Source organism: Micromonospora sp. WMMC264, from assembly GCF_027497275.1.
GTDB classification, from domain to species: Bacteria; Actinomycetota; Actinomycetes; order Mycobacteriales; family Micromonosporaceae; genus Micromonospora; species Micromonospora chalcea.
In genome coordinates this window covers 2,253,811-2,267,400 of record NZ_CP114907.1, presented here as the reverse complement: position 1 = coordinate 2,267,400, position 13,590 = coordinate 2,253,811, and the positions used below count along the sequence as shown (strand labels likewise).

Sequence of the window (13,590 nt, the reverse complement as noted above, 5' to 3'; positions counted from 1 at the left end):
GACGGTTTGCGACGATCGTCCACTTCTTGTGATGGTGTTCACCCGGCCGGGCTACCACCTGTGGAGCTACCGTGGCAGGGCCGAGCAAGATCACGGGAGGGGCGGGACGGATGACCGATCACGGACACGAGCTGACCTTCGGCGGCTTCATCACGCCCGCCGCCGGGCAGCCCGACCAGGTTGTGGCGCTGGCCACGCTCTGCGAACAGGTCGGGCTGGACCTGGTCACGTTCCAGGACCACCCGTACCAGCCGGGCTTCCTGGACACCTGGACGCTGATGTCCTACGTGGCCGCCGTCACCGAGCGCATCCACCTGGCCGGCAACGTGCTCAACCTGCCGCTGCGCCAGCCGGTGGTGCTGGCCCGCAGCGTGGCCAGCCTGGACCTGCTCACCGGCGGCCGGGTCGAGATGGGACTCGGCGCGGGCGCGTTCTGGGACGCGATCGAGGCGACGGGCGGGCGGCGCCTGTCCCCCGGCGCGGCGGTCGAGGCCCTGGACGAGGCGATCCGGGTGATCCGCGAGGTCTGGGACACCGACCGCCGCGGCATGATCCGCGTCGACGGCGAGCACTACCGGGTGGTCGGCGCCAAGCGCGGCCCGGCGCCCGCGCATCGGGTGGGCATCTGGGTCGGCGCGTACAAGCCGCGCATGCTGCGCCTGGTCGGCCGCGCCGCGGACGGCTGGCTGCCCTCCCTGTCCTACCTGCCCAAGGGCCCCGACGAGCTGCCCGCCCTGAACGCGCTCGTGGACGAGGGCGCGCAGGCTGCCGGGCGCGACCCGGCCGAGATCCGCCGCATGCTCAACGTGACCGGCACGTTCGCGCGCTCGTCGGCCGGCTTCCTGGCCGGCCCGCCGGAGCAGTGGGTGGAGGAGCTGGCCGGGCTCACGCTGGAGCACGGCGTCACCACGTTCATCCTCGGCAGCGACGAGCCGCGCGCGATCCAGATCTTCGCCCAGGAGGTCGCGCCGGCGGTCCGCGAACTCGTCGCCGCCGAGCGCACCGCGCCCGGCAGCGGGGCCCGCGCGGTCGCCGACGACACGGCCGCCACCGGCGGCGCGGCCACGCTGGCGGTCACCCCCACCCCCGACCCGGGGGTACGTCTGAGCGCGCGCCGCCCCTGGGACGAGTCGACCCGGCCGACCGCCCCGCCGCCTCCGGCCGGCCAGGTCTACCCACCCCGGGGGCAGGCCGCCGGGCAGCACCTGGTGGACGTGCACGACCACCTGCGCCAGGAGCTGGCCCAGGTGCGCGACCTGCTGGAACAGGTCAAGCGGGGCGCTGTCTCGCCGGGCCGGGCGCGGGCGGCGCTCAACGAGATGACCATGCGGCAGAACAACTGGACGCTCGGGGCGTACTGCGCGGCCTACTGCACCATGGTCACCCAGCACCACGGGCTGGAGGACGCCTCGATCTTCCCGCACCTGCGCCGCTCCGAGGCCGGGCTGGCGGCCGTGCTCGACCGCCTCGAGGAGGAACACGTGGTGATCCACGGGGTGGTGGAGGGCGTCGACCGGGCGCTCGTGGAACTGGTCCACCGGCCCGGCGACTTCACGCAGCTCCAGGAGGCGGTGGACCTGCTCACCGACACGCTGCTGTCGCACCTGTCGTACGAGGAGCACCAGATCGTCGAGCCGCTGGCCCGGCACGGCTTCTTCCCCGGCCAGCTGTGAGGTAGCTGACTTTTGATTTCCTAAGTCAGGGGGTACCGTCGACGCCATGACGGACCTCCTTGCGCAGCGTGACTCCTGGTCCACCGCCAACTGCTCGATCGCCCGGGCGCTGGAGGTGGTCGGCAACCGCACGACGCTGCTCCTGCTGCGCGAGGCGTCGTTCGGCACCCGCCGCTTCGACGACTTCGCGCGGCGGGTCGGCGTCAGCGAGCCCGTCGCCGCCGCACGCCTCAAGCAGCTCGTCGCCGACGGGCTGCTCGACCGGCGCCCCTACCGCGAGCCCGGGCAGCGCACCCGCGACGAGTACGTGCTCACCGCCAAGGGCAGCGACCTGATCCCGGTGCTGGTCGCGCTGCGGCAGTGGGGCGACACGTACGCCGCCGACGAGGCCGGCCCGGCCGTCCGGCTGACCCACGACGAGTGCGGCGCGGCCGTGCACGCCCGGCTGCGCTGCGACGCCGGACACGACGTACCGCCCGGCGAGCTGGCCGTCCTGCCCGGTCCGGGCCTGCTGTCCGCCTGACCCACCTTCCTTTCCCACCCCTCGGAGCGAGACATGAAGATCGCTGGAAGCACCGCCCTGGTCACCGGCGCCAACCGTGGCTTCGGCCGGCACCTGGCCGCCGAACTCGTCGCGCGCGGCGCGACCGTCTGGGCCGGCGCCCGCAACCCGGACACCGTCGACCTGCCCGGCGTCACCCCGGTACGCCTCGACATCACCGACCCCGCCTCGGTGGCCGCCGCCGCGGAGCGGGCCGGTGACGTGACGCTGCTGGTGAACAACGCCGGCGTGAGCACCGGCGCCGACCTGCTCGACGGTGACCTCGCGCAGATCCGGCTGGAGCTGGAGACGCACTACCTCGGCACGCTGTCGGTGGTACGCGCGTTCGCGCCCCGGATCGCGGCGAACGGCGGCGGCACGATCCTGAACGTGCTGTCGGCGCTGTCCTGGTTCACGATCCCCGGCGTCGGCGCGTACGGCGCGGCCAAGGCCGCCGAGTGGTCGATGACGAACGCGCTGCGCCTGGAACTGGCCGGCCGGGGCGTCCGGGTCGCCGGGCTGCACGTGGGCTACATGGACACCGAGATGGCCGCCGCCGTGCCCGGCCCGAAGGCGCACCCGGCCGACGTCGCCCGGCTCGCCGCCGACGGCATCGAGTCCGGCAGCTACGAGATCCTGGCCGACGACGTCGCCCGCCGGGTCCAGGCGGGGCTGTCCGGTGGGGTGGCAGCGCTCTACCCCGCGCTCCCCTGAACAGACCCGTCTCGCCGAGGTGGCGGGGTCAGAACCCGTCCGATGCCACCACTTCGGCGCAATGGTGTCGATCAAGCACAAGCCACGACAACCGCCCGGACACAGCCGATCAACAGCCTTCGACAAGAGCCCGACATCAGCCGACGCTCGCCAAGCGGCGCTCCGTCAGATCCACCCGCTCGACACCTGCGCATTGGGGCCGCCCCGCCGACGCGGGCCCGCAAGACCATCTCCGCCAGAGCCCTCACTCATCTAGAGCCCCGAGCGTCCCTCCAACTGGGATCGATCTTCCTCATTCCGGGACGCCCCAGGTGATCAACACCAGCTCGGCGAAGTGGCGGGGTCAGAGCCCGCCTGATACCACCACTTCGGCGAGCTGGAGTCGATCAAGCGGCAGCCAGCCGCCCGCACGAGCCCGGCGAAGGACTGACCCGACAACCACCCGGATCGACTTCCCGGCGCTTGATCGACACCAGCTCGCCGAGGTGGAGGCATCGGGGGCACCCAGGTACCGCCACCTCGGCGTAGTGGAGTCGATCAAGCGGGCCGGGTCGGGTCGGGCTACAGGCCGCGGGCCAGGCGGTCGGCCAGGATGCGGGTGAACCGGGCCGGGTCGGCCAGCTCGCCGCCCTCGGCCAGCAACGCCATGCCGTACAGCAGCTCGGCGGTCTCGGTCAGCGCGGCCGTGTCGCCGCCCTCACCGTGCGCCTTGCGCAGCCCGGTGACCAGCGGGTGGGCCGGGTTCAGCTCCAGGATCCGCTTGACCTGGGGCACTTCCTGGCCCATCGCCCGGTACATCTTCTCCAGCGTCGGCGTCATGTCGTGCGCGTCGCCCACCACGCAGGCCGGCGAGGTGGTCAGCCGGGTGGACAGGCGAACCTCCTTGACGCTGTCGGCGAGCGCGCCGCCGAGGAACGTGAGCAGGTCGGCGTACTCCTGCCGTTCGGCCTCGGCCTTCTCCTTCTCCTCCTCGGTCTCCAGGTCCACCTGGCCCTTGGCGACCGAGCGCAGCGTCTTGCCGTCGTACGCGCCGACGCGCTCGACCCACACCTCGTCCACCGGGTCGGTGAGGATCAGCACCTCGTAGCCCTTGGCGCGGAACGCCTCCAGGTGCGGCGAGTTCTCGATGGTGGCCCGGTTCTCGCCGGTGGCGTAGTAGATCTCGCTCTGCCCGTCCTTCATCCGCTCCACGTACGCCCGCAGCGTGGTGGGCTCGGCCGGGTCGTGGGTGCTGGCGGCGCGGACCAGTTCCAGCAGTGCCTCGGTGTTGTCCGCGTCCTCCAGCAGACCCTCCTTGACCACCGCGCCGAACTCGGTCCAGAAGGTGCGGTACGACTCGGCGGACATGTCCTTGAGCGTGGCGAGGACCTTCTTGACCAGCCGGCGGCGTACCGCGCGGATCTGCCGGTCCTGCTGGAGGATCTCCCGGGAGATGTTCAGCGACAGGTCGTGCGCGTCCACCACGCCCTTGACGAAGCGCAGGTAGTTGGGCATCAGCGCGTCGCAGTCGTCCATGATGAACACGCGCTTGACGTAGAGCTGCACGCCGCGGCGGCCCTGCGGGGAGAACAGGTCCAGCGGGGCGTGCGACGGCAGGAACAGCAGCGCCTCGTACTCGAAGGTGCCCTCGCCGCGCATGTGGATGGTTTCGAGGGGGTCGGCCCAGTCGTGCGCGACGTGCCGGTAGAACTCCTTGTACTCGGCCTCGTCGACCTCGTCCCGCGAGCGCGCCCAGAGCGCCTTCATCGAGTTGAGCGTCTGCTCCTCGCGGGTGGTGGCGCCGTCCTCGCCGGGCTTGTCGACCGTCATCCGGATCGGCCACGAGATGAAGTCGGAGTAGCGCTTGACGATCTCCCGGATCGTCCACTCGGCGGTGTAGTCGTGCAGGTTGTCCTCGGTGTCGACGGGCTTGAGGTGCAGCGTGACCGAGGTGCCCTGGGGTGCGTCCTCGACCTCCTCGATCGAGTACGTGCCCTCGCCGGTGGACTCCCAGCGGGTGCCGCCGGACTGTCCGGCGCGGCGGGTCAGCAGCGTCACCTTGTCGGCGACCATGAACGTGGCGTAGAAACCGACGCCGAACTGGCCGATCAGCTCCTGGGACGCGGCGGCGTCGGAGGACTCGCGCAGCTTGCGCAGCAGTTCGGCGGTGCCGGACTTGGCGATGGTGCCGATCAGGCGGACCACCTCGTCACGGGTCATGCCGATGCCGTTGTCCCGCACGGTGAGCGTACGGGCGTCCTTGTCGGCCTCGATCTCGATGTGCAGGTCGGAGGTGTCGGCCGGCAGGTCCTTGTCGACGAGCGACTCCAGCCGCAGCTTGTCCAGCGCGTCGGACGCGTTCGAGATCAGTTCGCGCAGGAAGACGTCCTTGTTCGAGTAGATCGAGTGCACCATCAGCTGCAACAGCTGACGGGCCTCGGCCTGGAACTCCAACGTCTCGACCCCGTCGCTCACACCGGCTCCTTCCCTCTGGCGGCTCCTACGGCGGAAAGGATACGAGGGGTGACCGCTGCGGCACGCACCGGCCGCCCCGGAATTCGACTGGTACAACCAGTTGACGGGTTGATGTGTACGGGGCCACACTGCTGCGCATGACCTTCGATCCCGCGCCCCGCGTCTCGGTCTCCGACCACGTCTTCGGCCGGCTGCGCGACGCGATCGTCTCCGGCCGGTACGCGCCGGACGAGACGCTGCCCGGCGAGCGCGAGCTGGCCGGCGCGTTCGCGGTCAACCGGCACGCGGTCCGGGAGGCGCTGCGCCGCCTGCAGCAGCTCGGCCTGGTCCGGGTCAGCCAGGGCGGCGCGACCCGGGTGCTGGACTGGCGGGTCCACGCCGGGCTGGACCTGGCGCTGTCACTGGCCCGCTCCGGTGACGTACTCCCGGTCGAGACGCTGGTGCGCGACATGCTGGAGATGCGGGCGTGCGTCGGGATCGACGCGGCCCGGCTGTGCGCCGAGCGCGGCGACGCGGCCGTCGTCGCCGCCGTGGTCCGGGCCGCCGAGGAGTACGGCGACCTGGCCCCCGACCTGGACCTGATGAACGAGGCGAACATCGCCATCTGGCGGCTGGTCGTACGCGGCAGCGGCAACACCGCCTACCAGCTCGCCTTCAACAGCCTGGTGGCCGGCACGTTCGCGGTCGGTGACGTCCCCCCGGACGCCCGCGCGGCCGAACTGCTCGACGTCGCCGGGCACCGCCGTCTCGCCACCTCGATCGCCTCCGGTCAGGGCGCGGCGGCCGCCCGGCACGCCCGGGAGCTGCTGACCGCGCCGGTCACCCCCACCCCCACCACCACCCCCGGAAGGGAAGCGCGCGCATGATCCCCGCCGTGCTGTACGCCGTCCCGGCGTTCCTGCTCCTGATCGTGATCGAGGCGGTCTCCTACCGCTTCCTGCCCGACGACGACGAGCGCGGCTACGAGCTGCGCGACACCACCACCAGCCTGTCCATGGGGCTGGGCAGCCAGATCATCGGCTTCCCGTGGAAGCTGCTCACCGTCGGCCTGTTCGCGGCGCTGTGGACCGTGGCGCCGGTGCAGTTGTCCCCCGGCGACTGGTGGACCTGGGTGATCCTGTTCTTCGCCGACGACCTGGCCTACTACTGGTTCCACCGCTCGCACCACGAGGTGCGCGTGCTCTGGGCCAGCCACGTGGTCCACCACTCCAGCGTCTACTACAACTTCTCGACCGCGTTGCGGCAGAGCTGGACGCCGATGACCTCGCTGCCGTTCTGGCTCGCGCTGGCCCTGCTCGGCATTCCGCCGTGGATGATCTTCCTGCAGCAGTCGGTCAGCCTGCTCTACCAGTTCTTCCTGCACACCGAACGGATCAGGGTGCTGCCCCGGCCGATCGAGTGGATCTTCAACACGCCGTCGCACCACCGGGTGCACCACGGCTCCAACACCGAGTACCTGGACCGCAACTACGGCGGCATCCTGATCATCTGGGACCGGCTGTTCGGCACGTTCGAGCCCGAGCGGGCCTCCGCGCGCTACGGCCTCACCAAGAACATCGGCACCTACAACCCGCTGCGGGTGGCCACCCACGAGTTCGCCGCGATCTGGTCCGACGTACGCCGGGCCGACTGCTGGCGGCACCGACTCGGCTACCTGTTCGGCCGCCCGGGCTGGCAGCCGGCCCGATGAGGCGCTCCTGGATGCTGCTCCTGTTCGGGCTGGTCGCCGCCGTCGAACTGGTCGGGGTCGCGCTCGACTCGACGGTGCTCCAGTGGCTGGCCAAGCCGCTGCTCGCGCCGGTGCTGCTGGCGTACCTCTGGGCGCGCCGCCGCCGGGTGGACGCGGTGGCGGTCGGCCTTGTCGCCGCCACCGCGGGCGACGTCGCCCTGCTCCTGGAGGGTGACACCGCGTTCCTGGCCGGCATGGGCTTCTTCCTGGTCACCCAGATCGCGTTCATAACCGCCTTCGTCCGGCACCGGCGCACGCCGGTCGTGGCGTGGGCCGGCTACCTGCTCGCCTGGGCCGGGGCGAACGCGCTGCTGTGGGGCATGCTCGGGCCGCTGCGGCTGCCGGTGCTCGGCTACAGCCTGGCGCTGTGCCTGATGGCCGCCGCCGCGGCCGGGGTGTCCGCGCCTGTCGCCGCCGGCGGCGCGTTCTTCCTCGTCTCCGACCTGCTCATCGGCGTGGGCGCGGCCGGGATCGAGCTGCCCGGGCGGGGCCTGCTGGTGATGACCACCTACTGCGCGGCGCTGCTGCTGATCACCACCGGCTGGGTGGCCGCGACCCGCCCGGCGACCGGCCCGGAGTCGCCGCCCGCGGGTACCCTGCTCGCGTGGCCAGGGAGAACGGGCGCAAGCTGATCGCCTCGAACAAGAAGGCGCGGCACGACTACGACATCCTCAAGACGTACGAGGCGGGCATCGTGCTGGCCGGCACCGAGGTCAAGTCGCTGCGCGAGGGGCGGGTGTCGCTTGTCGACGCGTTCGCCCAGGAGCGCGACGGCGAGATCATGCTGTACGGCCTGCACATCGCCGAGTACGGCTTCGGCACCTGGACCAACCACGCGCCCCGGCGCACCCGCAAGCTGCTGCTGCACCGGGTGGAGATCGCCCGCATCCTGGAGAAGCTGCGCGACGGCGGCGTCACGCTGGTGCCGCTGTCGATGTACTTCGCCGACGGCTGGGCCAAGGTGGAGCTGGGCCTGGCCCGGGGCCGCCGGTCGTACGACAAGCGTCAGGCGCTGGCCGAGCGGGACGCGAAGAAGGAGATCGCCCGGGAGTTGGGTCGCCGGCTCAAGGGCCGCGCCACCGGCCGCCGAACCTGATCCGTCCCGTGTTGAGGACAGTCGCTGTCCGCTGGCTCCGGCAGGCTGGACGGCGACCGATCACACGTGCCGCCGGTTCGCCGGCGGGACCGACGGAAGGTGAGCCGAGATGGCCCGCGACGTGCAAATCACCATCGACTGCGCCGACCCGGCGAAGCTGGCGGCGTTCTGGGCCGAGGTCCTCGGCTACCGGGTCCAGGGCCCGCCGGAGGGCTTCGACTCGTGGGAGCAGGCGCTGACCGCGATGGGCGTTCCGCCGGAGCGGCACAACGACGCCTCGGCAGTGGTCGACCCGGAGGGCGCCGGTCCGCGACTGTTCTTCCAGCGGGTGCCGGAGTCCAAGCGGATCAAGAACCGGGTGCATCTGGACGTCCGGGCCGCGCCCGGCCTGACCGGCGAGGCCCGGATGGCGGCGCTGGAGGCGGCGGCCGACCTGCTCGTTCCGCTCGGCGCGACGCGCGTCGGGCGCTTCGAGCCCGCTCCCCCGCTGGAGGCGGGGCACGTGCTGATGACCGATCCGGAGGGCAACGAGTTCTGCCTCGACTGAGACCGAGGAGATTCGACAAGACTCCTTGTACATTACTTCTTGTCGGTCTAGCCTGACGGCATGACCGACGGAACCGGCAACCGGCGCCTCAGCGACCCGCGCGCCATGCGAGCGCTGGCCCACCCCACCCGGCTGCGGCTGCTCGGCGAGCTTCGCCTGCGCGGCCCGCAGACCGTCGGCATGCTGAGCGAGCGGACCGGCGAGGCGGTCGGCTCGGTCAGCTACCACGTCGGCAAGCTGGCCGAGCACGGCTTCGTGACCGAGGCCCCCGAACTGGCCCGGGACCGGCGCGAACGGTGGTGGCGGGCCGCGCACGCCACCACCGACTGGGATCCCCTCGAACTGCTCGACGACCCCGAGCGCCGGCTCGCCGGCAACCTGCTGCGCCAGGCCGCCATGCAGCGCTACGTGGCCCGCTACCAGGCGTACCTGGAATCGGAGGCCGACCTCGACCCGGCCTGGGTCCGCGGCACCACGAGCAGCGACACGGTGCTGCACCTGACCCCCGACGAGCTGGTGGAGCTGCGGGACGAACTGTCCGAGCTGGGCCGGCGCTGGCGGGAACGCGGCGCCGCCGGCCGGCCCGGCGCGGAGATGGTCACGCTCATCTGGCAGGCGTACCGGGGGCCGCGGTGACCCGCGACCGCCGGCCGCTGGCCGGACTGCTGATCGGGCACGCCGTCTCGCTGACCGGCAACGTGCTCACGCTCATCGCGCTGCCGCTCTACGTGCTGGCCGAAACCGGCTCGCCGGGCGCCACCGGGCTGGCCGGCGCGTTCGCCACCGCGCCGGTGGTGCTCGGCGGCGCGTTCGGCGGCGTGCTCGTCGACCGGATCGGCTACCGGCGCTCCAGCGTGCTCGCCGACGTGGTCTCCGGCGTGACGATCGCCGCCGTACCCCTGTTGCACTCCACCGTCGGCCTGCCGTTCCCGGCGCTGCTGGCCCTGGTCTTCGTCAGCGGACTGCTCGACACGCCGGGGCAGACCGCGCGCACCGCGCTGCTGCCGGAGGCCGCGGCGGCGGCCGGGGTGCCGATCGAGCGGGCGGCCGGGTGGGAGGACGCGACCTCGCGCGGCGCCCGGATGATCGGCGCACCCCTGGCCGGCCTGCTGGTCGGCGTGTTCGGGGCGGTGCCGGTGCTGGCGCTGGACGCGGTGACGTTCGCCGTGTCGGCGCTCGTGGTGACACTGCTGGTGCCGCGTGGCCTGCGGCCGTCCGACGACGGGAGCGAGCCGGAGGCCGGCGGCTACTGGCGGCAGTTCGCCGCCGGGCTGCGCTTCCTGGTCCGCGAGCCGCTGCTGCGCGCCATGGTCCTGCTGGTGCTGGTGACGAACCTGTTCGACGCGGCCAAGAGCCAGGTGCTGCTGCCGGTGGTCGCCGAACGGGAACTCGGCGGGCCGGCCGCGTTCGGCCTGCTGGTGGGCGTCATGGGTGGTGGGGCGCTGGTCGGCTCGCTGGTGTTCAGCGCGATCGGGCACCGCCTGCCCCGCCGGGCCACATTCGTCACCGCGTACGCGCTGTGCGGCGCCCCACCGCTGTGGGCGCTCGCCGCCGCGCCGCCGCTGCCGGTGGTGGCCGCCGTGGTGGCGATGGCCGGGCTCGCCGCCGGCGCGCTCAACCCGCTGATGGGCGCGGTCCAGTTGGAGCGGGTGCCGCCGGCCATGCGGGCCCGGGTGTACGGCGTGATCGGCGCGGGCGCGTGGGCGGCCATGCCGGCCGGCGCGGTCGGCGCGGGATTCGCCGCGGACCGGTTCGGCCCGACGTCCACACTGGTCGTGATGGGCGCCTGCTACCTGCTGGTGGTGCTGACGCCGTTGCTGGGCGGCCCGTGGCGGGACATGCGCCGGCCCACAGTGGTGCGGCAGCGCGAGCCCGAGCCCGTCTCGGAGCGCAGGTGGGAAACGCTCTCTTGACATCGACCGACTTCGTTCATACCTTCATCGAAGTCTATTTGTATGGTTTGTTAACCGTTGGGCGGGGCCGGCCGCCGTGACGGTAACGGCCACCACGCCCGCAGGAGGCGCCCCGTGCGCACCATCCGTACGCTCGCCGCCCTGGCGGTGACAGCGGTCGGCCTCACCGCCGCCCTCACCGTCGTCCCCCACTCCCCCGCGATCGCCGCCCCCGGCGCGGTCACCTGGTCCGACGACTTCAACGGCCCCGCCGGCGCCGCGCCCGACGCGAGCAAGTGGCGCTACGACCTCGGTGGCGGCGGCTGGGGCAACAACGAGTTGCAGTACTACACCAACAGCACCCGCAACGCCGCGCTCGACGGCAACGGCAACCTGGTCATCACCGCCCGCCGGGAGAACCCGTCCGGCTACAACTGCTGGTACGGAAGCTGCCAGTACACCTCGGCCCGGCTGCTCACCAACGGCACGTTCGCCCAGGCGTACGGGCGGTTCGAGGCGCGCATCAAGGTCCCGCGTGGACAGGGCCTGTGGCCGGCGTTCTGGATGCTCGGCAACGACATCGGCACGAACCCGTGGCCCGGCAGCGGCGAGATCGACATCATGGAGAACGTCGGGTACGCGCCGTCGACCGTCTGGGGCACGCTGCACGGCCCCGGCTACTCCGGCGGCAGCGGCGTCGGCGCCTCCACGTCGCTACCCGGCGGTCAGGCGCTCGCCGACGCCTTCCACACGTTCGCCGTGGACTGGGCGCCGGACTCGATCACCTGGTACCTCGACGGCGTGGCGTACTCCCGCAAGACGCCCGCCGACATCGGCGGCAACCGGTGGGTCTTCGACCACCCGTTCTTCATGATCATGAACGTGGCGGTCGGCGGCAACTGGCCCGGCTCGCCGGACGGCAGCACCACGTTCCCGCAGACCATGACCATCGACTACGTCCGGGTCCAGGCCTGGGACAACGGCGGCGGGGGCACCGGCGGCCAGATCACCGGGTACGGCAACAAGTGCGTCGACGTGGCCAGCGCCGGCACCGCGAACGGCACCCCGGTGCAGCTCTGGACGTGCAACGGCACCGCCGCCCAGCGCTGGAACTGGAACACCGACGGCTCGGTACGCGCGCTCGGCAAGTGCCTCGACGTGGCCGCCGGGTCCACGGCGAGCGGCGCCAAGGTGCAGCTCTACGACTGCAACGGCACCGCCGCGCAGAAGTGGGTGTTCAGCGCGGCCGGCGACATCGTGAACCCCCAGGCCAACAAGTGCCTGGACGCCACCGGTCCCAGCTCGGCCGACGGCACCCGGCTGCAGATCTGGGACTGCACCGGCGCCGCCAACCAGAAGTGGCGCCGCTGACCGGCGTCCCGGCCCGGGGCGGGCGGCGCACCCGCCCGCCCCGGCGTCACCCGCACCCGCACCCGCACCCGCACCCGCACCCGCGATCTTGCACTTTCGGCCCGAGTCGCGCCCCGAATGTCCCGTTCGCCCGGGCACGAAGTGCAAGATCGCGGGCATGGGGTGCGGCCGGCCCACCCGCCCCCTGCCCGGCGGCCTGCCCGGCCACCCGAACCAGCCACGCGTGTCCGGTTTCCAGGATTCGCGGACCACATCCCGGGACTGCAGTAGATCTTGGTACGAAAGGGCCCCCATAGGGACTGTCATGTCCCGGGACATGTGTCAACGGGAAGTCCCGATAGATGTGTCAGGGGTTGTGGATCGTGGGGGTGGGGGTGAGGGGGATGTAGTTCTTGTCGGGGTTGAGGTGGAGGTAGCCGATGGGTTGGCCGTCGGGGTGGTAGATGGTGACGTGGTTGTTGTCGCGGATGGCGGTGACGGTGGTGCCGGCGTGGGTGGTGCCGACGCTGGTGCGGTGTCCGGCGACGGCGATGGCGCCGTTGCTGGCGACGGGGCAGTGGTGCAGGGTGGCGTCGGTTTGCAGGGGTGGGCTGGTGGGTCCGCCTAGGGTGGGTGCGTGGGTCCAGGCGTGGGCGGGTGTGGTGCGGTGGGGTAGGGCGCTGTGGCGGCGTTGGGTGTTGTAGTAGCGGCGGTAGGTGTCCAGGAGTGTTTGCAGGGCGGTGAGGGTCTGTGGTGGGGGTTGGGTGCTCAGCCATTTTTTGAGGGTTTGGTGGTGGCGTTCGACCTTGCCGCAGGTTTGTGGGTGGTAGGGGCTGGAGTTGATCGGGCGGGTGCCGTGGTCGATCAGGGTCTGCACGAAGGTGGAGATTGATCCGGGTCGGGTGCGGCGGCTGGTGAACGCGATGCCGTTGTCGCTGAGCACGATGGCCGGCACGCCGTAGGCGGTGAACGCCTGTCTGATCGCGGTGATCGCGGCTCGGGCGGTCTCCGCGGCGGCGGCGTGGCAGGCGACCAGGGTGCGGGTGCAGTCGTCCAGGACGTCGAAGACGACGACAGTGCGGCCGTCGGCGAGTTTCACTTCGGTGGCGTCGATCTGATAGCAGTCGCGGGGCCGGGCATAGCTGAAACGCCGCCACGAGCTACGCGGTCGTTTAGCCGGAGTAGCCACGAGCAGGTCATGCCGGGCCAGCACCCGGTTGACCGTCGAGCGTGACGGCACCGACCAGGACGCGTCGGTGCGCCGGCGCACATCGTCCAACGCGTCTCGGATGAAGTCAGCCCCGTTGTCCGGGCCCAGTTCAGCGCGCAGTTTGCAGATCCACGCGTCCACCTCCGGCGGCGTGACCCGCGGACTGGTACGCGGCCGCCGGGATCGTTCCTGCCACTGACCCTCGGCCCGGATACGTGCGCGGTGCCGGTACACCGTGCGCACCGACACCCCGTGCTCACGCGCGAACTCGGCCGCGTTCACCCGAACCCCCGCCGCCAGCAGCGCGTCCAGCAGGTTCATCACATGCCGCCGAGAAGCCATGCCCGGCAGCACATACCACCCGACCCAAGATCCCTACCACGT

Annotated in this window: 13 protein-coding genes; 11 read left to right on the top strand and 2 right to left on the bottom strand. The window is 71.8% G+C overall.

Going from position 1 to position 13,590, the window contains the following annotated elements; translation table 11 throughout:
- The first annotated feature begins 110 nt into the window (after window positions 1-110).
- The 3 genes from O7542_RS09410 to O7542_RS09400 are packed head-to-tail and all read left to right on the top strand — an operon-like array spanning window position 111 to window position 2,928.
- Window positions 111-1,673 carry an LLM class flavin-dependent oxidoreductase gene (locus O7542_RS09410; RefSeq protein ID WP_043323793.1) on the top strand — a complete coding sequence of 521 codons (1,563 nt, stop codon included), beginning with the start codon at window positions 111-113 and terminating at the stop codon, window positions 1,671-1,673.
- Window positions 1,674-1,719: 46 nt separating this feature from the next.
- The gene (locus O7542_RS09405; RefSeq protein WP_043323791.1) at window positions 1,720-2,196 is read left to right on the top strand and encodes a helix-turn-helix domain-containing protein; all 477 of its coding nucleotides are present in this window, start codon (window positions 1,720-1,722) and stop codon (window positions 2,194-2,196) included.
- Between the two features lie 33 nt (window positions 2,197-2,229).
- On the top strand, window positions 2,230-2,928 hold the full coding sequence (locus O7542_RS09400; RefSeq protein ID WP_064445843.1) for an SDR family oxidoreductase: 699 nt from the start codon (window positions 2,230-2,232) through the stop codon (window positions 2,926-2,928).
- A gap of 561 nt (window positions 2,929-3,489) precedes the next feature.
- On the opposite strand, the gene htpG is transcribed toward O7542_RS09400, so the two are convergent.
- Window positions 3,490-5,382, bottom strand: a complete 1,893-nt coding sequence (gene htpG / locus O7542_RS09395; RefSeq protein WP_281606044.1) for a molecular chaperone HtpG — start codon at window positions 5,380-5,382, stop codon at window positions 3,490-3,492.
- Between the two features lie 137 nt (window positions 5,383-5,519).
- Between htpG and O7542_RS09390 the strand changes: the two genes are divergently transcribed.
- The 8 genes from O7542_RS09390 (at window position 5,520) to O7542_RS09355 (ending at window position 12,017) form a co-directional block, all read left to right on the top strand.
- Complete coding sequence (locus O7542_RS09390; RefSeq protein ID WP_043330104.1) at window positions 5,520-6,248, top strand: GntR family transcriptional regulator; 729 nt, start codon at window positions 5,520-5,522, stop codon at window positions 6,246-6,248.
- The gene (locus tag O7542_RS09385) at window positions 6,245-7,072 is read left to right on the top strand and encodes a sterol desaturase family protein (protein ID WP_043323784.1); all 828 of its coding nucleotides are present in this window, start codon (window positions 6,245-6,247) and stop codon (window positions 7,070-7,072) included. The genes O7542_RS09390 and O7542_RS09385 overlap by 4 nt, the downstream gene beginning before the upstream one ends.
- 11 nt (window positions 7,073-7,083) lie before the next feature.
- The gene (locus O7542_RS09380; RefSeq protein WP_281606043.1) at window positions 7,084-7,743 is read left to right on the top strand and encodes a lysoplasmalogenase; all 660 of its coding nucleotides are present in this window, start codon (window positions 7,084-7,086) and stop codon (window positions 7,741-7,743) included.
- Window positions 7,716-8,207, top strand: coding sequence for an SsrA-binding protein SmpB (gene smpB / locus O7542_RS09375; protein WP_064445840.1), 492 nt, complete (start codon window positions 7,716-7,718; stop codon window positions 8,205-8,207). Before O7542_RS09380 ends, smpB begins: the two co-directional genes overlap by 28 nt.
- 109 nt (window positions 8,208-8,316) lie before the next feature.
- Window positions 8,317-8,754 (top strand): VOC family protein, encoded by a 438-nt coding sequence (locus O7542_RS09370; protein WP_187694610.1) that lies wholly within the window; start codon window positions 8,317-8,319, stop codon window positions 8,752-8,754.
- Window positions 8,755-8,814: 60 nt separating this feature from the next.
- Window positions 8,815-9,390, top strand: coding sequence for a helix-turn-helix domain-containing protein (locus tag O7542_RS09365; protein WP_043323777.1), 576 nt, complete (start codon window positions 8,815-8,817; stop codon window positions 9,388-9,390).
- Window positions 9,387-10,667: an MFS transporter gene (locus O7542_RS09360; RefSeq protein WP_281606042.1), complete on the top strand. Its 1,281-nt coding sequence runs from the start codon at window positions 9,387-9,389 to the stop codon at window positions 10,665-10,667. Before O7542_RS09365 ends, O7542_RS09360 begins: the two co-directional genes overlap by 4 nt.
- Window positions 10,668-10,781: 114 nt before the next feature.
- The gene (locus O7542_RS09355) at window positions 10,782-12,017 is read left to right on the top strand and encodes a family 16 glycosylhydrolase (RefSeq protein ID WP_281606041.1); all 1,236 of its coding nucleotides are present in this window, start codon (window positions 10,782-10,784) and stop codon (window positions 12,015-12,017) included.
- 346 nt (window positions 12,018-12,363) lie between these two features.
- On the opposite strand, the gene O7542_RS09350 is transcribed toward O7542_RS09355, so the two are convergent.
- Window positions 12,364-13,548, bottom strand: coding sequence for a DDE-type integrase/transposase/recombinase (locus O7542_RS09350; RefSeq protein WP_083297081.1), 1,185 nt, complete (start codon window positions 13,546-13,548; stop codon window positions 12,364-12,366).
- Window positions 13,549-13,590 lie beyond the last annotated feature (42 nt).

Bases quoted from the DNA above. Each gene is read 5' to 3' on its own strand.
- O7542_RS09405 (WP_043323791.1), top strand. From the start codon at position 1,720: ATGACGGACCTCCTTGCGCAGCGTGACTCCTGGTCCACCGCCAACTGC.
- O7542_RS09410 (WP_043323793.1), top strand. From the start codon at position 111: ATGACCGATCACGGACACGAGCTGACCTTCGGCGGCTTCATCACGCCC.
- O7542_RS09370 (WP_187694610.1), top strand. From the start codon at position 8,317: ATGGCCCGCGACGTGCAAATCACCATCGACTGCGCCGACCCGGCGAAG.
- O7542_RS09380 (WP_281606043.1), top strand. From the start codon at position 7,084: ATGCTGCTCCTGTTCGGGCTGGTCGCCGCCGTCGAACTGGTCGGGGTC.
- O7542_RS09400 (WP_064445843.1), top strand. From the start codon at position 2,230: ATGAAGATCGCTGGAAGCACCGCCCTGGTCACCGGCGCCAACCGTGGC.
- O7542_RS09385 (WP_043323784.1), top strand. From the start codon at position 6,245: ATGATCCCCGCCGTGCTGTACGCCGTCCCGGCGTTCCTGCTCCTGATC.
- O7542_RS09365 (WP_043323777.1), top strand. From the start codon at position 8,815: ATGACCGACGGAACCGGCAACCGGCGCCTCAGCGACCCGCGCGCCATG.
- O7542_RS09390 (WP_043330104.1), top strand. From the start codon at position 5,520: ATGACCTTCGATCCCGCGCCCCGCGTCTCGGTCTCCGACCACGTCTTC.
- O7542_RS09350 (WP_083297081.1), bottom strand. From the start codon at position 13,548: ATGGCTTCTCGGCGGCATGTGATGAACCTGCTGGACGCGCTGCTGGCG.